Origin of the sequence: Pseudoxanthomonas dokdonensis (assembly GCF_001431405.1) — a bacterium.
GTDB classification, from domain to species: Bacteria; Pseudomonadota; Gammaproteobacteria; order Xanthomonadales; family Xanthomonadaceae; genus Pseudoxanthomonas_A; species Pseudoxanthomonas_A dokdonensis.
In genome coordinates this window covers 61,299-82,885 of sequence record NZ_LDJL01000002.1, presented here as the reverse complement: position 1 = coordinate 82,885, position 21,587 = coordinate 61,299, and the positions used below count along the sequence as shown (strand labels likewise).

Sequence of the window (21,587 nt, the reverse complement as noted above, 5' to 3'; positions counted from 1 at the left end):
CACCAAGGCAGCCCATGGCCACCCCACATTCCAATCATTCCAGCATCGGTCCGCAGGACGCGCACGGCCACGGCAACAAAGGCCTGAAGGGGCTGGTGATCGGTGCCATCGGCGTGGTCTTCGGCGACATCGGCACCAGCCCGCTGTACACGCTGAAGGAAGCCTTTTCGCCGCATTTCGGCCTGCAGGGCAACCACGACACCATTCTCGGCATCCTGTCACTGGTGTTCTGGGCGCTGGTCATCGTGGTTTCGACCAAATACGTAGCGATCATCATGCGCGCCGACAATGATGGCGAAGGCGGCATCATGGCGCTGATGGCGCTGGCTCAGCGTACCCTGAAGAAGGGCTCGCGCTCGGCCTACGTGGTCGGCATCCTCGGCATCTTCGGCGCCTCGCTGTTCTTCGGCGATGGCGTGATCACCCCGGCCATCTCGGTGCTGGGCGCGGTCGAAGGCCTGGAAGTGGCGGCACCCGGCCTGCACCAGTTCATCGTGCCGATCACCGTGGTGATCCTGCTCGGGGTGTTCATGGCCCAGCGCTTCGGTACCGAAAAAGTCGGCAAGGTGTTCGGCCCGATCACGCTGATGTGGTTCATCTCGCTGGCCGCCATCGGCATCTGGAACATCCAGCATGATCCGGAAGTGCTGAAGGCCTTCAACCCGTGGTGGGCCTTCAATTTCTTCGTCACCCATGGCTGGCATTCGGTGTTCATCCTCGGCGCGGTGGTGCTGGCGGTGACCGGCGGCGAGGCACTGTATGCGGACATGGGCCATTTCGGCCCGCGCCCGATCCGCTATGCCTGGTACCTGGTGGTGCTGCCCTGCCTGATGCTCAATTACCTCGGCCAGGGCGCGCTGGTGCTCAAGCATCCGGAGGCGGTCAGCAATCCGTTCTATGAATCGGTGCCGGAGTGGGCGCTGTACCCGATGATCATCCTGGCCACGATGGCCGCCATCATCGCCTCGCAGGCGGTGATCACCGGTGCCTTCTCGGTCGCCCGCCAGGCCATGCAGCTGGGCTACATCCCGCGCATGCGCATCGTCCACACCTCGACCGACACCATCGGCCAGATCTACATCCCCGGCATCAACTGGATCCTGATGATCGCCGTGCTGGGGGTGGTACTGGCCTTCGGCAGCTCGACCAACCTGGCCACCGCCTACGGCATCTCGGTGTCGGCGACCATGCTGATCGACACCCTGCTGCTGGCGCTGGTCGCCAACGCGCTGTGGCCGCAGTGGCGGCGCTGGGTGCTGCCATTGTGCGTGGTGTTCTTCGTCGTCGATGTCGGCTTCGTCATCGCCAATGGCGCCAAGTTCTTCCAGGGTGCGTGGTTCCCGGTGGTGCTGGGGCTGGTGGTATTCACCCTGCTGCGCACCTGGCGTCGCGGCCGTGAGCTGCTCGGCGCCGAAATCCGCAAGGAAGGCCTGCAGCTGGACGTGTTCCTGCCCGGGCTGATGCTGGCGCCACCGGTGCGGGTGCCGGGCACGGCGGTGTTCCTGACGGCGCAGACCGGGATGGTGCCGCACGCGCTGCTGCACAACCTCAAGCACAACAAGGTGTTGCACGAGCGCAATGTGTTCCTGACCGTGGATACGATGCCGGTGCCGTTCGTGGCCGCCGAGAAGCGGCTCAAGATCACCTCGATCGGCGACGAGTTCTACCGGGTCATCGTCAAGTACGGTTTCATGGAGACGCCGGACGTGCCACAGGCGCTGATGCGCTCGTGCGACAAGGGCGGCATCTATTTCGACCCGATGGAGACGACCTATTTCGCCAGCCGCGAAACCATCGTCGCCATCGCCCATCGCGGCATGCCGGTCTGGCGCGACAAGCTGTTTGCGCTGATGCATCGCAATGCGGTGCCGGCGACCAGCTTCTTCCGCATTCCCGGCAACCGCCTGGTCGAGCTCGGCGCGCAGGTCGAGATCTAGCCCGGCCAGCGCAGCTGGCCTGGTCCTGAACTCGGCTGGCCGGCTGAAGCGCCGGAGGCTGTGTTGTCGGCGGCGTTCACGCATAATGCGGGCATGACCCAAGACCGCATCATTGCGTCCAGTGCCACCGGCGAAGACGACGCTGTCGAAGCCAGCATCCGGCCCAAGCGGCTGGACGAATACCTGGGCCAGAAGCCGGTCCGCGACCAGCTGTCGATCTACATCGAGGCCGCCAAGGGCCGCGGCGAGGCGCTTGATCATGTCCTGATCTTCGGTCCGCCGGGGCTGGGCAAGACCACCCTCAGCCATGTCATCGCCAACGAACTCGGCGTCAACATGCGGGTGACTTCGGGTCCGGTGATCGAGAAGGCCGGCGACCTGGCCGCGCTGCTGACCAATCTGCAACCGCATGACGTGCTGTTCGTCGATGAAATCCATCGCCTGTCGCCGGTGGTCGAGGAAGTGCTGTACCCGGCGATGGAAGATTTCCAGATCGACATCATGATCGGCGAAGGCCCTGCCGCGCGTTCGATCAAGCTGGACCTGCCGCCATTCACCCTGATTGGCGCCACCACCCGCGCCGGCCTGCTGACCGCTCCGCTGCGGGACCGCTTCGGCATCGTCCAGCGGCTGGAGTTCTATACTCCCGACGAGCTGACCCGCATCGTCCAGCGCTCCTCGCGCATCCTCGGCATCGACTGTGTCGGCGAAGGTGCGGCCGAGATCGCCCGCCGTGCGCGCGGTACGCCACGCATCGCCAACCGCCTGTTGCGCCGGGTCCGCGATTTCGCCCAGGTCCGTGCACAGGGCCACATCGACCACCAGGTCGCCCGTGACGCGATGGAAATGCTCAAGGTCGATCCGGAAGGCTTCGACGAACTCGATCGGCGCATGCTGCGCACCATCATCGACAATTTCGATGGCGGTCCGGTCGGGGTCGAGTCGCTGGCGGCGGCGCTGTCGGAGGAACGCGGCACCCTGGAAGACGTGATCGAACCGTATCTGATCCAGCAGGGCTTCCTGGTCCGCACCGCACGTGGCCGCATCGCTTCGCCAAAAGCCTATCTGCACCTGGGACTGCGACCGCGGCAACCGCATGCGGCCGGTCTGTTCGAGCCGGTTCCCGGCATCGAGAGCAGCAGCGCATGAGCGACGGCGACAACGGCGTTCTATTCAGTTGGCCGACACGCATTTACTGGGAAGATACCGACGCCGGTGGCGTCGTCTACCATGCCCGGTACGTGGCGTTCCTGGAACGTGCGCGCACCGAGTGGTTGCGGGCGATGGGCCATGCCCAGGAAGACCTGCGGCAGGCCCATGACCTGGTATTCGCGGTGCGCGCCATGCAGCTGGACTTCGTGGCGCCGGCACGGCTGGACGACCTGTTGCAGGTGCAGGTGGGCATCCAGTCATGCAAGCGTGCCAGCGTGGTGTTCGGGCAACGGATCCTGCGCGAGGGCCAGTTGCTGGTCAGCGCCCAGGTCAAGGTGGCCTGCCTCGGCGCGAGCCTGTTCAAACCCAAACCGCTACCTGAACCGTTGTATCGACAGTTCACGCAGCTGCAACCCGACCATTGACCTAATCAGCATCTTTTTGAGGAACACCGGATGATTGCATCGCTACTGGCGACCGTTGTGGAAGCCCTGCCGCCAGACGCGGCCGGCGCCGTGGTCGAAGCCGCCGCCAACACCAGCCACAATGGCATCAACTACCTTGAGCTGCTGATCAAGGCCAGCCTGCCGGTCAAGGTAATCGTGCTGCTGCTGCTGGTCGGTTCGCTGATCAGCTGGGTGATTATTTTCCGCAAGGCGGCGGTGTTCAAGCGCGCCAACCGCGATGCCGACGAGTTCGAGTCACGGTTCTGGTCCGGCACCGATCTCAGCAAGCTGTACGCCGGCGCCACCGACCGCAACCGCGTGGTCAATGGCCTGGAAGCGATTTTCGAAGCGGGTTTCCGCGAGTTCGCCCGCCTGCGCGACAAGCGCAAGCTTGATGGCCGCGCCCAGCTGGAAGGCGCCCAGCGCGCCATGCGCGCGACCTATGCCCGCGAAGTCGACCAGCTCGAACGCAACCTCGAACTGCTGGCCAACATCGGCTCGACCGCCCCGTATGTCGGCCTGGTCGGTACCGTATTCGGGATCATGGTGACCATGCACGACATGCTCAACAGTGGCGAGCAGGCCGGTATCGCCTCGGTCGCACCGGGTATTTCCGAAGCGCTGTTCGCCACCGCCATCGGCCTGTTCGTGGCGATTCCGGCGGTGTGGGCCTACAACCGCTTCACCACCCGGGTCGAACGCATTTCGGTGCGCTACGAAACCTTTGCCGAGGAATTCAGCTCGATCCTGCAGCGCCAGACCTCGGCCGACGAGTAATCGGAGGCCACCATGACCGCCGCCATTTCGCGCAACCGCAAGCGCCGCAAACTCAAGTCCGAGATCAACGTGGTGCCCTACATCGACGTGATGCTGGTGCTGCTGATCATCTTCATGGTCACCGCGCCGTTGCTGACCCTCAGCGTCGACGTCGATCTGCCCAATTCCAGGGCCCGATCGCTGGAAAGCAAGAAGGACCCGGTGATCGTCACCGTTGACGGCGAAGGCCGCTACACGCTGACCCTGCAGGATGGCAAACCCGAGCAGATCGACGCCACCACGCTGGAGGCCAAGCTGAAAGCGTTTGTCAGCGAAAACAAGGACACCCCGGTGTTCGTCGCCGCGCCCGGCACCTCGGACTACCAGCGGGTCATGGACACCATGGTCATGCTGCAGCAGGCCGGGGTGAAGAAAGTGGGCCTGATGAGCCAACCGGGTAATTGATGCACGCGGACGTCTTCCATCGCCAGCCCGAGCGCGAGGATGGCAACCTGGGGGTTGCCATTGCCCTGGCCGTGGCCGTGCACCTGCTGGTCGCGCTGCTGTTCTTCATGGCCTGGTGGTGGTCGCCGGAACGGCATATCGAGTCGGCCGCCGGTTCGCCGATGATCGAAGCCGCGCTGATGATTTCCAGCGCCGACATCCGCTCGGCCGAGCAGGCGATGAAGGACGCACCCAAGCCCGAGCCGCTGCCCGAGCCGGTGCCCGAAGTCGCCGAGCAGGAAACCGTGCCGCCGCCGCAGCCGATTCCGGAAACCCGGCCGCAGGTCGCGCCGGTGCCGCAGCAACAGCAGGCGCAGGAACGCATCGCCATTCCCGACAGCGAAGACCAGGATGCCGCCGATGCGCTGGCGGTATCGCAGGAAAAAGCGCTGAAGGAACAGGAAGAAAAGCGCCGCCAGGAACAGATCGACCTGACCGAACGCAAGCGCCAGCAGGAAGCCGAGCAGAAGCAACGGCTGGCCAAGCAGCAGGAAGAAGAACGGCAGAAGAAGCTGGCCGACATCCGCCGCCAGCGCGAACAGGCGTCGCGCCAGGCCGAGCTGGCCGAACAGAAGCTGCGCCAGCTGGCCCAGGCCCGCGCCGCGGCCGCCAGTTCGCAGGCCGCGGCGACCGCCTCGCCGGCCCAGGCCAATGCCACGCCGGGGCAGGGCGGCAATGCCAATGACCTGCTGGCCAAGTACCAGTCGGCGTTGCAGACCGCCATCCTCAGCAAGTGGACGCGGCCGGATTCGGTGCCGCTGGGTACCCGCTGCCGCATCGTCATCCGCCAGATTCCCGGCGGTGAGGTCATCGACGCGCAGGTGCAGGGCGGCTGTCCGTTCGATGAGGCCGGCAAACGCTCGGTCGAGCGCGCGGTATTGATGGCGCAGCCCTTGCCGTATCAAGGTTTCGAGCCGGTGTTCGCGCGCACCCTGATCCTCAATTTCACCGCTCAGGACCGCTGATCGGCACTGGTTCACGCGATCTTTCGTTCACTTTTGCGAAAACGTTCACGTTGATCCTGTTATCCCTATTCACTTCATCAACTGGTGTCCGCTTGCCCATGAACAAACTCAGCACCTGGTTCGCCTTCCTGTGCCTCCTGCTGCTGCCACTGGCAGCCAGCGCCCAGCAGGGGCTGGAAATCGACATCGTCGGCGGCAACGCCTCGGCCCTGCCGATCACCATCGTGCCGATGCCCTACCAGGGATCGAGCACCGCCCCGCCGACCGACGTGTCGCAGGTGGTGCGCGCCGACCTCGAGCGCTCCGGCGCCTTCCGCACCCTGCCGGAAGCCAATATCGTCGAGCGCCCGGTCCGCGGCAGCGAGATCAACTACCCGACCTGGCGCACCCTGCGCCAGGATTACATCGTCGTCGGCCGCGTGGTTGACGCCGGCGAGGGCAGCTACCGGGTCGAGTACGAATTGTTCGATGTCGCCAAGCAGGAGCGCCTGCTGGGCCTGGCGATGACCGCCCGTTCGACCGCGCTGCGCGACGTCGCCCACCAGATGGCCGACGCCATCTACGAGAAGATCCTCGGCGTCCGCGGCGCGTTCTGGACCCGCATCGCCTACATCACCGCCAGTGGCAGCGGCAAGAACATGCGCTATGCGCTGATGATCGCCGACTCCGACGGCTTCAATCCGCAGGTGGTGGTGCGTTCGGCCGAACCGCTGCTGTCGCCGTCGTGGAGCCCGGATGGCAACAAGCTGGCCTATGTCAGCTTCGAAAGCGGCAACTCGGCGATCTATGTGCAGAACATCACCACCGGCGCGCGCGAGAAGATTGCCGGCTTTCGCGGCATCAACGGCTCGCCGTCGTTCTCGCCCGACGGCAGCAAGCTGGCGATGACCCTGTCGCGCAGTGGCAATCCGGAGATCTACGTGATGGACCTCGGCAGCCGCCAGCTGCGCCAGCTGACCAGCCAGTCCAGCATCGACACAGAGCCGACCTGGAGCCCCGACGGCGGCACCATCTACTTCACCTCCGATCGCGGCGGCCGGCCGCAGATCTACCAGGTGGCGGCGAGCGGTGGCTCGGCCTCGCGGGTGACCTTCGAGGGCAGCTACAACGCCACCGCCAACGTGTCCTACGACGGCAAGAAGATCGTCGTCGCCCAGGGCAGTGGCAACACCTACCGCATCGCCCTGATGGACCGCAGCCTGGGTTCGCCGCGCTGGTCGACGCTGTCGCCGGGTTCGCTGGACGAAACCCCGAGTTTCGCCCCCAACGCCAGCATGGTGTTGTACGCTGCGCGCGAAGGCGGACGGGGAGTCCTGTATGCGGTTTCGGCTGACGCGCGGGTCCGCCAGCGACTGGTGCTGGCCGATGGCGACGTCCGCGAGCCGGCCTGGTCGCCGTATCGCGCCAAACGTTAAAAAACTGTCTACAATTCACTACGTGTGCATCGCTTAACGTCATCAACCCCGTTGTATTCACCAAGGAACGATCATGAACACCACCACCCGCGTTTTGATGCTCTCCATGTTGTCCGTGGCCGTGCTGGCCGGCTGTAAGAAGACCGTCAAGGAAACCCCGCCGACCGACACCACCACCGTTCCGACCACCCCGACCGAAACCACCACCGCCGGTGCCTACGGTCCGGAAGATCTGGATACCGATGCCTGCCTGCGCCAGCGCGTCGTCTACTTCGATCTGGACCAGGATTCGCTGAAGCCGGAATTCCAGGCCATCGTCGGTTGCCACGCCAAGTACCTGCGTGACCGTCCGTCCTCGCGCATGACCCTGGAAGGTCACGCTGACGAGCGCGGCAGCCGCGCCTACAACCAGGGCCTGGGCGAGCGCCGTGGCAATGCCGTGTCGTCGGCCATCCAGGCCAATGGCGGCTCCGGCACCCAGCAGTCGGTGGTCAGCTACGGCGAAGAACGCCCGGTCTGCACCGAATCCAGCGAATCCTGCTGGGCGCAGAACCGTCGCGTCGAGATCGTGTACACCGCCAAGTAAGCGGCCGTCATGAAGTTCAAGACGTTACATGTGGTACTGGCGGCGGCCCTGGTGGCCGCCGCTCCCGCGCAGGCGCGAGTCAGCCTGGCCGACCGGGTGACCGCCCTGGAAGCCCAGGCCAGCACCGGCAATGCCGCCAACCTGCAGATGCTGGACAAGCTCAACCAGCAGCAGGATGAGCTGCGCAACCTGCGTGCGCAGGTCGAGGAACTGCAGCACCAGCTGCAGCAGATGCAGCAGCGTGGCAAGGATCAGTACATCGATCTGGACAGCCGCCTGAATCGTCTGGAAGGCGGTGCCCCGGCACTGCCGGATGTTCCCGCCGGCACCACCGGCACCACCGATGGCAGCGTTGCCCCGACCGCCGCGGTCGTGGCACCTGCCGCGGCTGGCGCCACTGCGGCGGCCACCGCTGGCGAGGCCGCGCCCAGCGTCCACGGCGATGTCGGCGCCATTGCCCAGGCCGGCGACGAACGCAGTGCCTACAACGTGGCCTTCGACCAGCTCAAGGCCGGCAACTACGCCGATTCGGCGCAGCTGTTCACCAGTTTCCTCGAGCTGTACCCCAACGGTGTCTATGCGCCCAACGCGCTGTACTGGCTGGGCGAAAGCTATTACGTGACCCAGAACTACCAGTTGGCCGGGCAGCAGTTCCAGACCCTGCTGGACCGCTATCCGACCCACGACAAGGCTGCCGGCGCCATGCTCAAGCTGGGCCTGTCCGAATACGGACTGGGCCAGGTCGATGCCGCGCAACAGACCCTGGGCCAGGTCATCAGCCAGTATCCGGGCAGCGATATCGCCCGCACCGCCGACGACCGCCTGAAGGCCATCCAACTCGGACAGGTGCGCTGACCCTGACCCGTAGAGCGGAGCTTGCTCCGCTACCCCTGACCGGTAGAGCGGAGCTTGCTCCGCTGCCCTGGCCGCAGCAACCCGGGCGCTGAAGCCCCGGCGCACTTGCCAACGCCATTTCTGCCCCTGCGTCGCCTGTCGCGGCGGTAACCGCGTGGCAATGAATGCTGGCAGGCAGGTGTGGCGCGCCTCATAATGCTGCCCCCATGAATGCCGTCGCCCCCCCCGCCGTCGCCACGCCGGCCGCTGATCGCCTCAAGCTGACCGAAATCTTCCTGTCGCTGCAGGGCGAAGCCAATACCGCTGGCTGGCCGACCGTGTTCGTGCGCCTGACCGGCTGCCCGCTGCGCTGCCAGTACTGCGATACCGCCTATGCCTTCCAGGGCGGCCAATGGTGGAATATCGACGACATCCTGGCCGAGGTCGCCCGCCACGGTGTGCGCCATGTCTGCGTGACCGGCGGCGAGCCGCTGGCGCAGAAGCGCTGCATCCAGCTGCTGCAGAAGCTGTGCGATGCCGGCTACCAGGTCTCGCTGGAAACCTCCGGCGCGCTGGATATCAGCGAGGTCGATACGCGGGTATCGCGGGTCGTTGACCTGAAGACCCCGGATTCGCTGGAGATGCATCGCAACCTGCTCGACAACATCGCCCAGCTGACCCCGCACGATCAGGTCAAATTCGTGCTCTGCAGCCGTGGCGATTACGAATGGGCCAAGCAGATGCTGCAGCAACACCAGCTGCCGCAGCGCTGCGACGTGCTGTTTTCGCCAAGCAAGAGCGAGCTGTCGCCGCGCGAACTGGCTGACTGGATTGTCGCCGACCGGCTGCCGGTGCGCTTCCAGATGCAATTGCACAAGCTGCTGTGGAATGATGAGCCCGGCCGCTGAACCGCCGCGGCCACCGTCTTTTATCGCTGTAAAGTCAGAAACCCCATGAAAAAAGCTGTCGTCCTGTTGTCCGGTGGCATGGATTCCGCCGTCGTCGTCGCCATGGCCCGCGAGCAGGGCTTTGCCGTGCATGCCCTGAGCGTGCGTTACGGCCAGCGGCATACCTCCGAGCTGGAAGCCGCCGATCGCGTCGCCACGGCGCTGGGCGCGGTCGAGCACAAGACCGTGCACGTCGATCTGCGCAGCATCGGCGGCTCGGCGCTGACCGCCGATATCGACGTGCCGCTGGATACCCAGGCCAATCCGGATGCCGACCCCGGCGTCGAGCACATCCCGGTCACCTACGTGCCGGCGCGCAACACCATCATGCTGTCGGTGGCGCTGGGCTGGGCCGAAGTGCTGGGCGCGACCGATATCTTCTGTGGCGTCAACGCGGTCGACTACTCCGGCTATCCGGACTGCCGCCCGGCCTTCATCCAGGCCTTCGAGCAGCTGGCCAACCTGGCGACCAAGGCCGGCGTCGAAGGCGCGGGACTGCGCATCCACGCGCCGCTGCAGATGCTCAGCAAGGCCGACATCGTCCGCGAAGGCGTGCGCCTGGGCGTGGATTTCTCGCAGACCGTCTCCTGCTATCAGGCCGACGACGCTGGTCGCGCCTGCGGCCACTGCGATGCCTGCCGCCTGCGCGCCGACGGCTTCGTCCAGGCCGGCGTCGCCGACCCGACCCGCTACGTACCCTGATTCAGCCAGTCGCATTTCACCCCGGCCACGGCTTGGGGTAGAATAGCCAACCCCGACGCAACGTCGGGGTTTTCAGTGGGCCGTTAGCTCAGTCGGTAGAGCAGAAGACTTTTAATCTTTTGGTCGAAGGTTCGAATCCTTCACGGCCCACCAATCAAATCAACACCTTGTGGGCTTCTTTGCGTCGCCTCGCTGCGGCGAATTTTACCGAAACAGCCCGTTTAGGTATTCGAAGACGCAGTGGATGTTCCACGCAAACGCCCGAGTTAAACGGCGCCGCGAGGCGGTGTCCGCTGTTAGGCCGCGACACGAGACGCGAGCCAGCCGAAAGTGATAACAGCGCCAACGACGTACCCAAGCAATTGCGCATAGCGACCTGTGACCTGAGCATGAGCATGAGCTTCATCGAGGTGAGCTGGGAGCATGCTCGTAGCTTCCTTGACCTTCTTGGTGTGATTGAGGTCATTGAAGAATGGGATGGCAATTGCTATAGCCACAGCGATGCTTGGATGTAGCGAAGCCCGTGGCTCATGAGCGAAGCCCTCAAAGATCCAGTTACCGAACAGCCAAACGCATACAACCCCTAAAACGCCAGATGCAAAGCCTGCAACTGCCACGCGGAAACGGATAGATGTCCACGCCAAGAGCAAGGCGATTAGGAAACCAAGTATGAGCGTGCTGATTGTCAGAACGATTGGCCCGCCAACAAGCACGATGATGTACGAGATGAATGTCACAGCTCCCCCTGCAAATTGATAGCGGTCTAACGACCTGATAGCTAGACCCCGGGATCCATTTAAACGACTTATCCCAAAGTGCAGCATACAGTGCGCCATCCCCATGATGCAGCTCAATCTTATGGCGGCTGGGTCCGACTAACAAGCTGATGCACAACCGGTTACACGATGTGGCCTGTCCTCGAATGATGGCCGACACTGAAGCTGGATCTCGGCCCGGTAAAACTAGGAGGCTGGTGCACCATGAGTTGCGGGTTTCACGGCATCAAACCGGTAAAATAGTCGGTGCTAAGTGCTTGCTGCCACGGCTAAATCCACGTGACTTTTAATCTTTTGGTCGAAGGTTCGAATCCTTCACGGCCCACCAATCAAATCAGGACAACCAGTCAAGTATGAGCGCGAACAACAGTTTGCCAAAGGCCTATTGGTTCGTTCTCTTCGCTATTAGTCTGAGCGGAGCTATCATTCTTGGTGTAATTCTTCCCGGACTCGGTGCTGAGGGAGGCGAAAAATCCGTTTCGATTTGGATGGTGCTGGGCACGCTGGCATGTTCTTCCGTTGCGATTGTGTGTGCACCGAATGGTTGGCGCTGGCTTTTCAATTTTTTTGTAGCACGCTCCAGGTAGGTAGTACGAACTACTGTGGTGGCGCTGGTGATTCTCTTCTCGGATTGAGTTCGTCCCCGCACTGTATGAGACTGAGGGCGGAGTCCTCGGCTAGGACGTGTGCGCAAACACGTGGTGTGGGGCAGGGCAACATGCCGCTGCAACGCAGGGCGCCGGTGCTTCCCGGCGATTATTCGCGAATCGGTGCGGATCTGCGAGGAGGGCGGCCGAATCCTCGACCCGTTCGCTGCTCGGGCACCACGCTGGTGGCGGTTATTAGGCCTCACTCGGCCGTTACTTCAGCCTCAACTGAAGATGTGCGGTTGGCCAGGTCAATGATCTGCTGAGCAGTCATCCCATCGACTTTGTCCTTTATGCGTGCAATGGAAGGTGATTGCAGATCAGGATTCTGAATAACTTCATAGACGCTGTTTACGCCAGTCATATTAAGCTTGAGCATTGCGACCAACAGCTCTTGACGATTCTCAGACGTAAGCGCTTCGGCCATTGCTGAAAAGCTGCTCATGGCTGTCGCATCCGATGTTGCATCGAGGCGAATCTGACTGGCTGGGTTTTCCGACGTTGCGCATGCGGTCACAGCGAAAGCCAAACAAACAGCAAGCAGTGGTTCTTTCAGCATCCCGTACTCCTTGAGGTAGAGGTCCAACTATCAATAGAGGGGTCTGGTGATACGACGTATCCATAGCGTAACGCATGGCCTGTTATCCCCGGATGCGACTAACAAACGGAGGTATAAGCGGACCAACGAAGGCCCCGTGCTGGTTATATGGACACATCTCACCCTGCGCCAGAGTCGGAAAGATAGAAAACTGGTGCACCGCTATCGCGGTTCCAAGCAATCGACCCGAGAAATCCGGGACCCTGGCTGCTTGTTGAAAAGGCACAATTTGCGTGGCGTTCCATCTCTTTACTGAAGGCTCGAACTCTTCGCGCTCCACCATCCTGTTACATCTCCCTCCGTTTCGAATTCTTGGTCGATAGTCGGCACGCTGTCGTCGTCAAGGACGCTGCGGCTGTTGGTAGCTGCTCTTCGGTCAGCGGCAATCGCTGTCCGCTGGCCGGCGGATGATGCGTTATGAGTCAACACAAAAGAGCTGCGTTGGTGCTGTATTGGCGCGACGGCACGACACAAGCTGAAGCACGGAATTTAACAAATACGTAACAAAAGTTAACGGCAAAGGGTATTTACTTCGCTGGCAAATGTGACAGCGGCGGGACGAACTGGAACAGTCGAGCGAACTGAAGCGACGTCGCGCCTGGGTGCGAAGTCCACTCCGTGAATCGAGGTCGTTGGCAAGGGGGCGATATGCGTTCTCCGAAGATGTCCGGCGAAACTGCAAGCGACGCGGAGAGGCGTCGATGGCCGGTAATAGTTGAGCAGATGGGCCGCTCCATGAGGTATCGACGTGCGATTTTGCTGGCAGTGGCCTCCAGCAGCGCCTTGATTGCGGCGGTGGCGCCGCTGCCGGCGCAGGCATCGTTGTTCAGTGGTGAAACCGCCGACGCGATCGCCAACGTCATTTCCTGGATTGCGTTGTTCATCGCGCCGACTGCGTTGATTGTCGCGTTCTGGCTGCTGCACATCATGCCGGAGAAGATCGCCGAGAAGCGGCGCCATCCGCAGGCCAAGGCCATCCAAGCGCTATGCATCATGTCGCTGTTCTTTGGCGGCCTGCTATGGCCGTTCGCGTTCCTGTGGGCCTACAGCAAGCCGGTGTTGTACAAGCTCGCCTACGGAACCGACGAGGTCGAACCCGAACACCCTGCGGATGACTCGTTGACGGTTACCGATGCAGCGCCACCGGCAACCGCGCCGGTGGCGCTGGCCACCAATGCCAGCGCGATCGATACCGCAGCCGAGATGCAACGGCTGCGCCTGCGCTTGCAGGCGCTTGAGTCGCAGCTGGCCAGCCAGCGCGGGCCTGTCGGAGGCGATGCCTGATGGAAATCCTGCTGCTGTTGATATATTCGTTCTTCGTCTGGCTGGTGTTCTTCAAGCTCAAGTGGCTGCCTTGGAACATCGTGAGCCAAGTCATCGTGATCACGCTGCCGATCATCAGCATGGTGGCGATGATCCTGATGCTGAACGTGGTCGCGCCGTCGTCGTCGGATGTAAGGGTGACCAACTACGTGGTGCAGATCGTACCCAACGTTGCCGGCCGGGTGATTGAAGTCCCGGTCGAGGCCAACCGACCGGTCAGGAAAGGTGACGTGCTGTTCCGGATCGACCCGACGCCGTACCGGCAACAGGCGCTGGCACTGGAAGCCAAGCTGCCGGAACTGGAGGCCAAACTGGCCAGTGCGCATGCCTACCAGCGCGAACTGGACCAGCAACTGGGCGGTGCGCGTTCGCAGCGTGCGACCGTCGCCAGCAAGTTGAAACTGGCACGCAAGCGGCTTGAGCAGACCCGCGAACTGGCCGCGACCGGTGCCGGCTCCCGATTCGATTTCGAACAGGCCCAAACCGAAGTCGAGAACCTGCAATCGGATCTGGCGTCGATTTCCGCGGCGGGCGCGCAGGTTGAACAGAAGTTGTCGGCGCTGACCGAGGAGGGCGACCTGTCCGAAGTCGCGCAGGCGCGCGCGGCGCTGGTCCAGTTGCAGGCGCAGATCGCAGAAGCGCGCTGGCGGCTGCAGCAGACAGTGGTCCATGCGCCGGCCGATGGCACCGTGGTCAACCTGCAGCTGCGCAAAGGTTCGTACGCGGTGGCGGTGCCGTTGGCTCCGGCGATGAGTTTCGTCGAGAACGAGCAGTGGGTGCTGGCGATGTTCAGCCAGAACGAGCTGGCCAACATCGAGCCTGGCAACGAGGCCGAGATCGCCCTGCGTACGCATCCCAATCGCATCATCAAGTGCAAGGTCGATTCGATCGTGTGGTCATCCGGCACCGGACAGTTGCCCATTGGTGGACGTTTGCCCGAATTGGGCGCCACGCCGATAGCGGAAGGACGTTTCGCGGTGCGCCTGCGTCCGGTCGGCAAGGACAGCGACCAGTTCATTCCGATGGGCGCGCAGGGGCAGGGGGCGATCTACACCAATCACGGCACCATCCTGCACATGGTGCGCAGGGTCATCCTGCGGGTCGGCACCAAGCTCGACTGGCTTGTGCTCAAGCTGCATTGAGGCGGTGATGGCGCGCTCCGGCACTCCAGCAGTGGCACCCTCGCAGCATTCGCTGGGCTTGGCGCTGGCTTGGCTGTGGCTGGCCGGTGGCTGTGCGACGCTGTCGCCACCGGATCACCAGCAGATCCAGGCACAGGCGCTCGGCGGCGCGCAGCCGCCGGCGCAGTGGGCCAGCGTTGCGGCCACCGGCGAGGTCAGTGACGCCTGGATCGCCAGCTTCGGCGACCGGCGCCTTGATGCGCTGGTCGCCGAAGCGATTGCCCACAACACTGATCTGCGGATCGCCGCGACCAGGGTGCAACAGGCCGATGCCGCGGTTGATGTTGCCCAAGGCCAGTTGTATCCGGCGATTGGAGTACTGGCACGTGCCAGCAGCAAGCCGATTGACGATCTGGTCGCGGTGGTCAGCGGCGCGGTCTTGAAAGTCTGGTGGGAGATCGATTTGTGGGGCCGCTTGCGCTATGCGCGCAACGCCGCCGTCGCCAGCCGGGATGCGAGCAGCGCCGACTATCGCTTCGCCCGCCAATCGATTGCCGCGGCCACGGCACGCGCTTGGTTCCTAGTCGCCGAAACCGCGCAGCAGCGCGAGATCGCAATGGCGATGGCCGATAGCGGCCAACAGCTGGTGACGCTGAGCCAACAACGCTGGAAGGTGGGCGCCGGCAGCGAGCAGGACGTGACGCTGGCGAGAGCGAATCTGGCCCTGTACCAGGACTCGGTGCAGCAGATTGACCTGGCCCATCGGCAGGCATCACGGGCGCTGGAAGTGCTGTTAGGGCGATTCCCCCGCGCTGAGCTGGAAGCCGGCGCGCTACCGACCATGCCCGACCCGGTACCCGCGGGTATACCGGCGCAGGTATTGGAGCGGCGCCCGGACCTGATTGCAGCCGAACACCGGGTAGCGGCGGCATTCAACCGGGTTGGCGAAGCCAAGGCCGCGCGCCTGCCAGGTCTGACCCTGGGCGCCAACGCCGGTCGTATCGCCGACGATCTGAATGGTCTGGAGAATGGCCGCGATCGCAGCATCGAGAGTGCCGGCGGCAGTCTGGTCGCGCCGATCTTCCTCGGCGGCACGCTGTCGGCACAGGTACAGTTGCGCAATGCCGAGCAGGAGCAGGCACTGGCCGACTATGCGCGACTGGCGTTGCAGGCGGTGCAGGAAGTTGAAGACGCGCTGGACGCCGAGCAGGTACTGGCCGAACGCGAACGGATCCTGCGGGCCGCCTTGGTAGACAACCAGCGCACGCTGGAACTGCAACAGAGCGCATTCGGCGTTGGCAAGATCGATATGCGTGCCGTGGCCCAGAGCGGACTGGCCGTGTACGCCGCGCAGGTGGTGTTGCTGCAGGTACAGCGCGAACGATTGAGCCGGCGCGTGGGTCTGCATCTGGCATTGGGCGGTGATTTCGATCTGGCCACGACAGCGCCGATAGCCACCGCGGATGTTTCTGCTACGCGCTGAGGATGTCAACGCGTTCACGCTGCGATGGTGAGCGCTGGTGATACTCGTCAGCCATCTGGATTGCCTGGAGGAAACATGATCATGCGCCAATCCATTGTCGTCACGATCTTGCTGCTCGGCTTGACGGCGTGCGCCGCGGCACCACACCGCATCGCCAGCGACCCGCCAGCGCCGCTTTACACGGCCGGCGCGGATCTGCCGGCCAACTTCGTGCTGTCGACCAATGAGCCGTTCTGGCAGGGCAGCGTGGAAGGCGGGCGGGTGTTGTTGCGCGGGCTGGATGGCGAGCGCTCGCTGAGCGTGGACGAAAACCAGTTGCTGCCCGACGGGCGCCTGGTCAACGCGCACGATGCCAGCGGTCGGGTGATGCTGCGGATCACCCCCAGGCCATGCCAGGACAGCATGTCCGGCGCCGATTTCCCATACACCGGCAAGCTTGCCTTCGACGATGGCCAGGCGATTGCTGGCTGTGCGAGGCCAGCCGGTACCGCGCCCGCGGACGCGCCCTAGCGCCGTGCGTGGTGCCGGCCAGTGCGTCGGCCACGCCGGATTAGATGCGCTCGCCGGGGCAGTAGGTCTGCACGTAAGTCTGGTGCGCTGGCAGCTGCGCGACGGTCTTGTTGACCCGGTCGCGGATGCCGTCGAGGAAGCGGGCCAGCTCGCCGTCGTCCATCAGGTCGGCGACCGGATGCCGCTGCTCCGGCACCAGGCCCTGGCCGAGCATGACCTGGACCCAGGAATTTTCCGCGAACAGTTCATTCGGCACCCGGAACACGCGACCGGTCTGCCGGAACAGATCGATGCGGTGTTGCAGCGATGCTGGAATCTCCATCTCGCGGCAGCCGCGCCAGAACGCGCTGTCGCGGCGCTGGGTGACGTGGTAATGCAGGATGATGAAATCGCGGATGTGTTCGATTTCGTTGCGGGTCTGCTGGTTGTATTCGGCCACGTCGGCCGGGCTGATGCCGCTGGCCGGGAACATCTGCAGCAGGCGCACGATGCCGCGCTGGATGAGGTGGATGCTGGTCGATTCAATCGGCTCCAGGAAGCCGCTGGACAGGCCCAGCGCGACACAGTTGCCAATCCAGGTCTCGCTGCGCTGGCCGGGCTTGAAGCGGATCACCCGTGGCTCGGTCAGCACCTCGCCTTCGATGTTGTCGCGCAGGGTCCGTAGGGCCTGTTCGTCGTCCCAATGCTGGCTGCTGAAGACGATGCCGTTGCCGACCCGGTGTTGCAGCGGGATCCGCCACTGCCAGCCGGCTTCGCGTGCAATCGAACGGGTCAACGGTATCGCCTCGCCGACCGAGCGGGTCTGCAACGCGATCGCGCTGTCGCAATGCAGCCATTGCGACCAGTCCTGGTAGTGGGCACCCAGTGTCTGCCCGATCAACAGGCCGCGGAAGCCGGTGCAGTCGATGAACAGATCGCCTTCGATCTCCTCGCCCGAGTCCATCATCAGCGAGCGGATGTGGCCGCTGGCGTCGTCCTTGCATACCTCGACAATCTTGCCTTCGATGCGCTGCGCGCCGAAGCCCTCGCTGAAACGGCGCAGGTAGCGCGCATACAGGCCGGCGTCCATGTGGAACGCATAGTTCATGCCGCCCTTGGGCAGGTGGGCGAAGCGGTTCTGCTGCGAGGCCTTGAGCTCCAGGCAATAGTCGCCGTAGTCACTGGCCAGTTGGCGCTCGCGGCCTTTCAGCCAGAAATGCTGGAAGCCGGCGCTCCAGTGATCCTTGCCGGTGATGCCGAACGAATGGATGTAGTCCTGGCCGACGTCGCGCCAGTTCTCGAAGCTGATGCCGAGCTTGAACGTGGCCTGGGTGGCGGCCATGAATTCCTGCTCGTTGATGTCGAGCAGGCGATGGAACGTCACCAGGGTCGGAATCGTCGCTTCGCCGACGCCGACGGTGGAAATCTCGTCGGATTCGATCAGTTTGATGTCCAGTACCTTGCCCAGCGTGCGCGACAGCGCCGCCGCCGCCATCCAGCCGGCGGTACCGCCACCGGCGATGACCACGCGTCGGATCGGGCGGTTGCAAGCGTTGCTGTCGGTGGTCTCGGGCATGGCGGTAGATCTCGTTCGGTGGATCAGCGGTTGAGGCGTTGCAGCAGGCGCAGGCGCAGGCTGCGGGCGGCATCGGCATCGATGGGGCCGAGCACGCGGCGGGCGGCGTCGGGGATATGCGCGGCGGTGTCGTCGCCGGCTTCGAACACGTAGTGGCGGAACATGTCCTGCCAGGCCGCGCGTTGTTCCGCTGGCAGGTCACGCACGCTCATGATCGCCAGCATCAGCGCGTTCATCGGCGAATCCATGTGCGCCGGCGTCTGCCGCCACCAGTAGTTGAGCAGCACGTTGAAACCTTCCAGCGCTTCGATGTGGTGCCACCACAGGCTGGGAATGAAGATGGCGTCGCCCGGTTCCAGTTCGGCCATCTGGGCGTGCTTGAGCGCCTCGGCAAAGCGCGGGAAACGGTCGTAATCGGGATCATGGAAATCGACCAGGCTGATCGCCTGTCCGGCCGGGGTGAAGTCGAGCGGCCCGATGTAGAGGTTTTCCAGCTGCTGTGGCGGGAACAGGGTGAAGCGGCGGCGACCGGCGGCGACGCAGGCCAGGTTGTCCGGCACGTCCTGATGCGCGGCGATGCGGGTGCGGTTGCCGATCCAGACACTGAAAAGTGGATCCCGCTGGCCGAGGACGACATCGTTCTCGGCGCGCAGTCCGGGCAGGTAGGTATCGACCGTGGTCGAGCCCATGTAGATGGTTGGCGGATTGGCGTCGTGCAGATGCCGCAGCATCGCTTCCAGCACCGCCACCAGCTTCGGCTTTTCCATGTGGAAATTGAAGCCGCTGAGATCTTCGTTGTAGAAGAAGCGGCCGCCGGTCCCGGGCTTGGCCACCATCGCCACGATCGGTGCATCACGGGCGAAGCGGCGGATGTAATCGACACCATCGCCGGGCGAGCGCAGCGAAGCCTGCACGATCGGCCAGTGCCTGACCACGCCGCGCAACACCAGCGGGGTGGGCGAGGTCAGCACGCTGTCCGGCAGCGCCGCGGCATCGACGCCGTGGACTTCCGCTATTGGCGACTCAATGGCTGGCACGGCGATGGTTCATGCGGTCGATCAGCAGGCGGAAGTTGGACAGCGACGCCATCACCATGTAGATCGCCTGCAGGTGACCGGCGCGATGCAGCTCGGCCAGCACCTGCGCTTCCAGCGCCGCCAGCTTTTCTTCATTGATGGTGTAGAAACCGGCCAGGCGATGATCGGAACCGTCATCCAGCTGCACGTCCAGCACGAACGATTCCAGCAGATCGTGCTGCAGCAGGCTGGCGACGAACGCGCTTGAATCCTGCAGGCCCTGGTGCAGCGCCAGCAACAGGGAGTTGATGTGTTCCAGGTATTCGCTGGTGCCGCCGTGTTCGCGGAACACCGCCTCGCCGTCGCCATCGGCCTGGCGGATGCGCGGATGATCGATGTCCACGTGCACCTGCAGGGCCTCGCCGTTGCGGCCGATCATGAAGGGCTGCCGCTCCACCGCCATCGGCAGGTAGCTGGCATCCCAGCGGTCGCCCTGCAGGAACAGGTTCTGGCCCTGCTCGAAGCCGAACAATGCCAGCGCCTGGAAGCTGCCGTCGGCCTGCTTGGCGAACACGATCGGGTAGTGGGTCTGCACGCTGCGGAATTCGCCGGGAAAGGTGATCGAGGACATCACCGCATCACCCAGGCCAGCACCGTGGCGGGTCACCACGCGCAGATCCTTGTGATCGATGTTGTTGAGCAGAACGCTGTTGGGCATGGGTCAGATCCTGGGTAGTCGTTGCTGTTGCACGTGCTCGAGCAGCGCGCGATTGCCCGGCAGGGCCGGGATCATGCGCGCGGCCAGTGCCGCGGCTTCACGGAAGTAGTCCTGCGCCTTGCGCACCGCCGCCGATGAGGCATCGACCTTGGTCTGCGGCATGAATCCCATGCCGTACAGGATGTACTGGTAGCTGGCCGAAGGAAAGACTTCCTCGACCTGGTTGAAGTCATGTCGCGATGGCGGATGGTGACGCCACAGCAGCAGTTGCTCCTGCAGCCGTGGCGGGATGCCCTCCGGCCGGCGATTTTCACGCCAGAAATCGCTGTCCTGGCGTCGGCTGAGCAGGTAATGCAGCTTGAGGAATTCGATGACCCGCTGCCAGCGATACTCGAAGCAGTCATTGAAGCGCCGCGCCAGCAGATCCATCTCCGCGCGGTCGGCCGGCAGGCGATCGGCGAGCATGGCCGCCGACAGTTCCACCAGCGCAATCGCCGATGCTTCCAGCGGTTCGATGAAACCGGCCGACAAGCCGATGGCGACGCAGTTGCGGTGCCAGAAGCGTTGCCGGTAGCCGGGCTGGAACGACAGCTTGCGCGGTGTCGGCAGGTCATCCGGCGCGCCGTGCTCGTGCAGATAGCGCAGCAGCGCCTGCTCGGCCGCGGCGTCGTCGCAATGGGCGCTGGAATAAACATGGCCAATGCCGCGCCGGCTGGGCAGGCCGATGTCCCAGATCCAGCCGCTTTGCCGGGCGGTCGAGATGGTCTGCGAGGCGATTTCCTGGCCGGGGTCGCGGTAGGGCACCTGCACCGCCAGCGCGCGGTCGTTGAACAGCACATGCTTCTGTTCGATCAGTGCCACGCCGTAGTGCTGGCCGAGCAGCAGCGACTGCATGCCGGTGCAGTCGATGAACAGATCACCGTGCAGCGCGCCGCCGGATTTCAGCTGCAACGCATCGATGTCGCCGTTGTCGGCGGCGTGGATCGCCAGCACGTGGTCGGCGACGTGGCTCACGCCCAGCTTGTCGGTGCAGTGCTGGCGCAGGAAGGTGGCGAACCTGCCGGCATCCAGGTGGTAGGCGTAATTGGCGACCGCCGCGAATTCCGGCGTCGACGCCTGCTTGGGCGCTTTGCCGCGCGCGCACAGATGCGGCTGGAAGCTGACCAGATCCGCGAATGCGACATCGCCACCGCTGGCCAGCCAGCCGTCAACCAGGTTGGTTTCGGTATGTCCGTGCGGCAGCACGAACGGATGCAGATACTGATCGCCGGGCTGGCCATCGACCCAGCCACGGAACAGCGAGCCCTGCTTGAACGAGGCATCGCACTGGCGCAGGAAATCGGTTTCCGACACGCCGATGCTGTGCAGCGTGTCGCGCATCGTCGGCCAGGTACCTTCGCCGACGCCAATTGTGGCCACGTCCGGCGATTCGACCACGGTCACGCCGATGCCGGCCGGACCATGCCGCGCGGCCAGCACCGCGGCGGTCAGCCAGCCGGCGGTACCGCCGCCGACGATCACGATAGAACGTACTGCATCCACTTGCCGAACTCCCGACCCACCAAAAAAAGAGCCGCTGCAACCTCCAGCGGCTCC

The 21,587-nt window shown here is 63.9% G+C and carries 22 protein-coding genes, 1 tRNA gene and 1 pseudogene; 18 read left to right on the top strand and 6 right to left on the bottom strand.

The window, feature by feature from the left end:
* The first annotated feature begins 14 nt into the window (after positions 1-14).
* The 12 genes from ABB29_RS01625 (at position 15) to ABB29_RS01570 (ending at position 10,397) form a co-directional block, all read left to right on the top strand.
* Positions 15-1,937: a potassium transporter Kup gene (locus ABB29_RS01625; protein WP_057656875.1), complete on the top strand. Its 1,923-nt coding sequence runs from the start codon at positions 15-17 to the stop codon at positions 1,935-1,937.
* A gap of 93 nt (positions 1,938-2,030) precedes the next feature.
* Positions 2,031-3,086, top strand: coding sequence for a Holliday junction branch migration DNA helicase RuvB (ruvB, locus tag ABB29_RS01620; RefSeq protein ID WP_057656874.1), 1,056 nt, complete (start codon positions 2,031-2,033; stop codon positions 3,084-3,086).
* On the top strand, positions 3,083-3,514 hold the full coding sequence (gene ybgC, locus ABB29_RS01615; RefSeq protein ID WP_057656873.1) for a tol-pal system-associated acyl-CoA thioesterase: 432 nt from the start codon (positions 3,083-3,085) through the stop codon (positions 3,512-3,514). Before ruvB ends, ybgC begins: the two co-directional genes overlap by 4 nt.
* Before the next feature lie 30 nt (positions 3,515-3,544).
* Positions 3,545-4,312 carry a protein TolQ gene (gene tolQ / locus ABB29_RS01610; protein ID WP_057656872.1) on the top strand — a complete coding sequence of 256 codons (768 nt, stop codon included), beginning with the start codon at positions 3,545-3,547 and terminating at the stop codon, positions 4,310-4,312.
* Between the two features lie 12 nt (positions 4,313-4,324).
* Positions 4,325-4,756 (top strand): protein TolR, encoded by a 432-nt coding sequence (tolR, locus tag ABB29_RS01605; protein WP_057656871.1) that lies wholly within the window; start codon positions 4,325-4,327, stop codon positions 4,754-4,756.
* Positions 4,756-5,760, top strand: coding sequence for a cell envelope integrity protein TolA (gene tolA, locus ABB29_RS01600; RefSeq protein ID WP_057656870.1), 1,005 nt, complete (start codon positions 4,756-4,758; stop codon positions 5,758-5,760). Before tolR ends, tolA begins: the two co-directional genes overlap by 1 nt.
* 98 nt (positions 5,761-5,858) lie before the next feature.
* On the top strand, positions 5,859-7,175 hold the full coding sequence (gene tolB, locus ABB29_RS01595; protein WP_057656869.1) for a Tol-Pal system beta propeller repeat protein TolB: 1,317 nt from the start codon (positions 5,859-5,861) through the stop codon (positions 7,173-7,175).
* Positions 7,176-7,248: 73 nt separating this feature from the next.
* Positions 7,249-7,761, top strand: a complete 513-nt coding sequence (pal, locus tag ABB29_RS01590) for a peptidoglycan-associated lipoprotein Pal (RefSeq protein WP_057656868.1) — start codon at positions 7,249-7,251, stop codon at positions 7,759-7,761.
* A gap of 9 nt (positions 7,762-7,770) precedes the next feature.
* Positions 7,771-8,616 (top strand): tol-pal system protein YbgF, encoded by an 846-nt coding sequence (gene ybgF / locus ABB29_RS01585; protein WP_057656867.1) that lies wholly within the window; start codon positions 7,771-7,773, stop codon positions 8,614-8,616.
* Positions 8,617-8,822: 206 nt separating this feature from the next.
* A complete protein-coding gene (gene queE / locus ABB29_RS01580; protein WP_057656866.1) occupies positions 8,823-9,503 on the top strand; it encodes a 7-carboxy-7-deazaguanine synthase QueE in 681 nt (226 codons plus the stop codon).
* Between the two features lie 45 nt (positions 9,504-9,548).
* Positions 9,549-10,244, top strand: coding sequence for a 7-cyano-7-deazaguanine synthase QueC (gene queC / locus ABB29_RS01575; protein WP_057656865.1), 696 nt, complete (start codon positions 9,549-9,551; stop codon positions 10,242-10,244).
* A gap of 77 nt (positions 10,245-10,321) precedes the next feature.
* Positions 10,322-10,397, top strand: a tRNA-Lys gene (locus ABB29_RS01570).
* A gap of 143 nt (positions 10,398-10,540) precedes the next feature.
* Here ABB29_RS01570 and ABB29_RS01565 read toward each other — a convergent pair.
* The gene (locus ABB29_RS01565) at positions 10,541-10,981 is read right to left on the bottom strand and encodes a hypothetical protein (RefSeq protein WP_057656864.1); all 441 of its coding nucleotides are present in this window, start codon (positions 10,979-10,981) and stop codon (positions 10,541-10,543) included.
* A 392-nt stretch (positions 10,982-11,373) separates the two neighbouring features.
* On the opposite strand from ABB29_RS01565, the gene ABB29_RS16245 reads away from it, so the two are divergent.
* Both ABB29_RS16245 and ABB29_RS16630 read left to right on the top strand, forming a co-directional pair.
* Positions 11,374-11,607, top strand: coding sequence for a hypothetical protein (locus tag ABB29_RS16245; RefSeq protein WP_157062448.1), 234 nt, complete (start codon positions 11,374-11,376; stop codon positions 11,605-11,607).
* Between the two features lie 75 nt (positions 11,608-11,682).
* Positions 11,683-11,933, top strand: a pseudogene (locus ABB29_RS16630) (site-specific DNA-methyltransferase); the annotation flags it as partial.
* Here ABB29_RS16630 and ABB29_RS01560 read toward each other — a convergent pair.
* On the bottom strand, positions 11,870-12,226 hold the full coding sequence (locus tag ABB29_RS01560; RefSeq protein ID WP_157062447.1) for a DUF6694 family lipoprotein: 357 nt from the start codon (positions 12,224-12,226) through the stop codon (positions 11,870-11,872). The pseudogene ABB29_RS16630 and the gene ABB29_RS01560 overlap by 64 nt on opposite strands.
* A 774-nt stretch (positions 12,227-13,000) precedes the next feature.
* Between ABB29_RS01560 and ABB29_RS15995 the strand changes: the two genes are divergently transcribed.
* The 4 genes from ABB29_RS15995 (at position 13,001) to ABB29_RS01540 (ending at position 16,702) form a co-directional block, all read left to right on the top strand.
* The gene (locus ABB29_RS15995) at positions 13,001-13,549 is read left to right on the top strand and encodes a DUF3302 domain-containing protein (protein ID WP_083487339.1); all 549 of its coding nucleotides are present in this window, start codon (positions 13,001-13,003) and stop codon (positions 13,547-13,549) included.
* A complete protein-coding gene (locus ABB29_RS01550; RefSeq protein WP_057656862.1) occupies positions 13,549-14,730 on the top strand; it encodes an HlyD family secretion protein in 1,182 nt (393 codons plus the stop codon). Before ABB29_RS15995 ends, ABB29_RS01550 begins: the two co-directional genes overlap by 1 nt.
* 7 nt (positions 14,731-14,737) lie before the next feature.
* On the top strand, positions 14,738-16,192 hold the full coding sequence (locus ABB29_RS01545; protein ID WP_083487338.1) for an efflux transporter outer membrane subunit: 1,455 nt from the start codon (positions 14,738-14,740) through the stop codon (positions 16,190-16,192).
* Positions 16,193-16,273: 81 nt separating this feature from the next.
* Positions 16,274-16,702, top strand: a complete 429-nt coding sequence (locus tag ABB29_RS01540) for a hypothetical protein (protein WP_157062446.1) — start codon at positions 16,274-16,276, stop codon at positions 16,700-16,702.
* A gap of 40 nt (positions 16,703-16,742) precedes the next feature.
* Here the strand turns inward: ABB29_RS01540 and ABB29_RS01535 are convergent, their stop codons facing one another.
* Genes ABB29_RS01535 through ABB29_RS01520 form a run of 4 tightly spaced genes read right to left on the bottom strand, consistent with a single transcriptional unit; the run spans position 16,743 to position 21,533 of the window.
* Positions 16,743-18,257: a tryptophan halogenase family protein gene (locus ABB29_RS01535; protein ID WP_057656859.1), complete on the bottom strand. Its 1,515-nt coding sequence runs from the start codon at positions 18,255-18,257 to the stop codon at positions 16,743-16,745.
* A gap of 23 nt (positions 18,258-18,280) precedes the next feature.
* On the bottom strand, positions 18,281-19,294 hold the full coding sequence (locus ABB29_RS01530) for a cupin-like domain-containing protein (RefSeq protein WP_057656858.1): 1,014 nt from the start codon (positions 19,292-19,294) through the stop codon (positions 18,281-18,283).
* Positions 19,281-19,991, bottom strand: coding sequence for a SapC family protein (locus tag ABB29_RS01525; protein WP_057656857.1), 711 nt, complete (start codon positions 19,989-19,991; stop codon positions 19,281-19,283). The genes ABB29_RS01530 and ABB29_RS01525 overlap by 14 nt, the downstream gene beginning before the upstream one ends.
* 3 nt (positions 19,992-19,994) lie before the next feature.
* Entirely contained in the window at positions 19,995-21,533 is a 1,539-nt protein-coding gene (locus ABB29_RS01520; RefSeq protein ID WP_057656856.1) for a tryptophan halogenase family protein, read from the bottom strand.
* Positions 21,534-21,587: the final 54 nt, after the last annotated feature.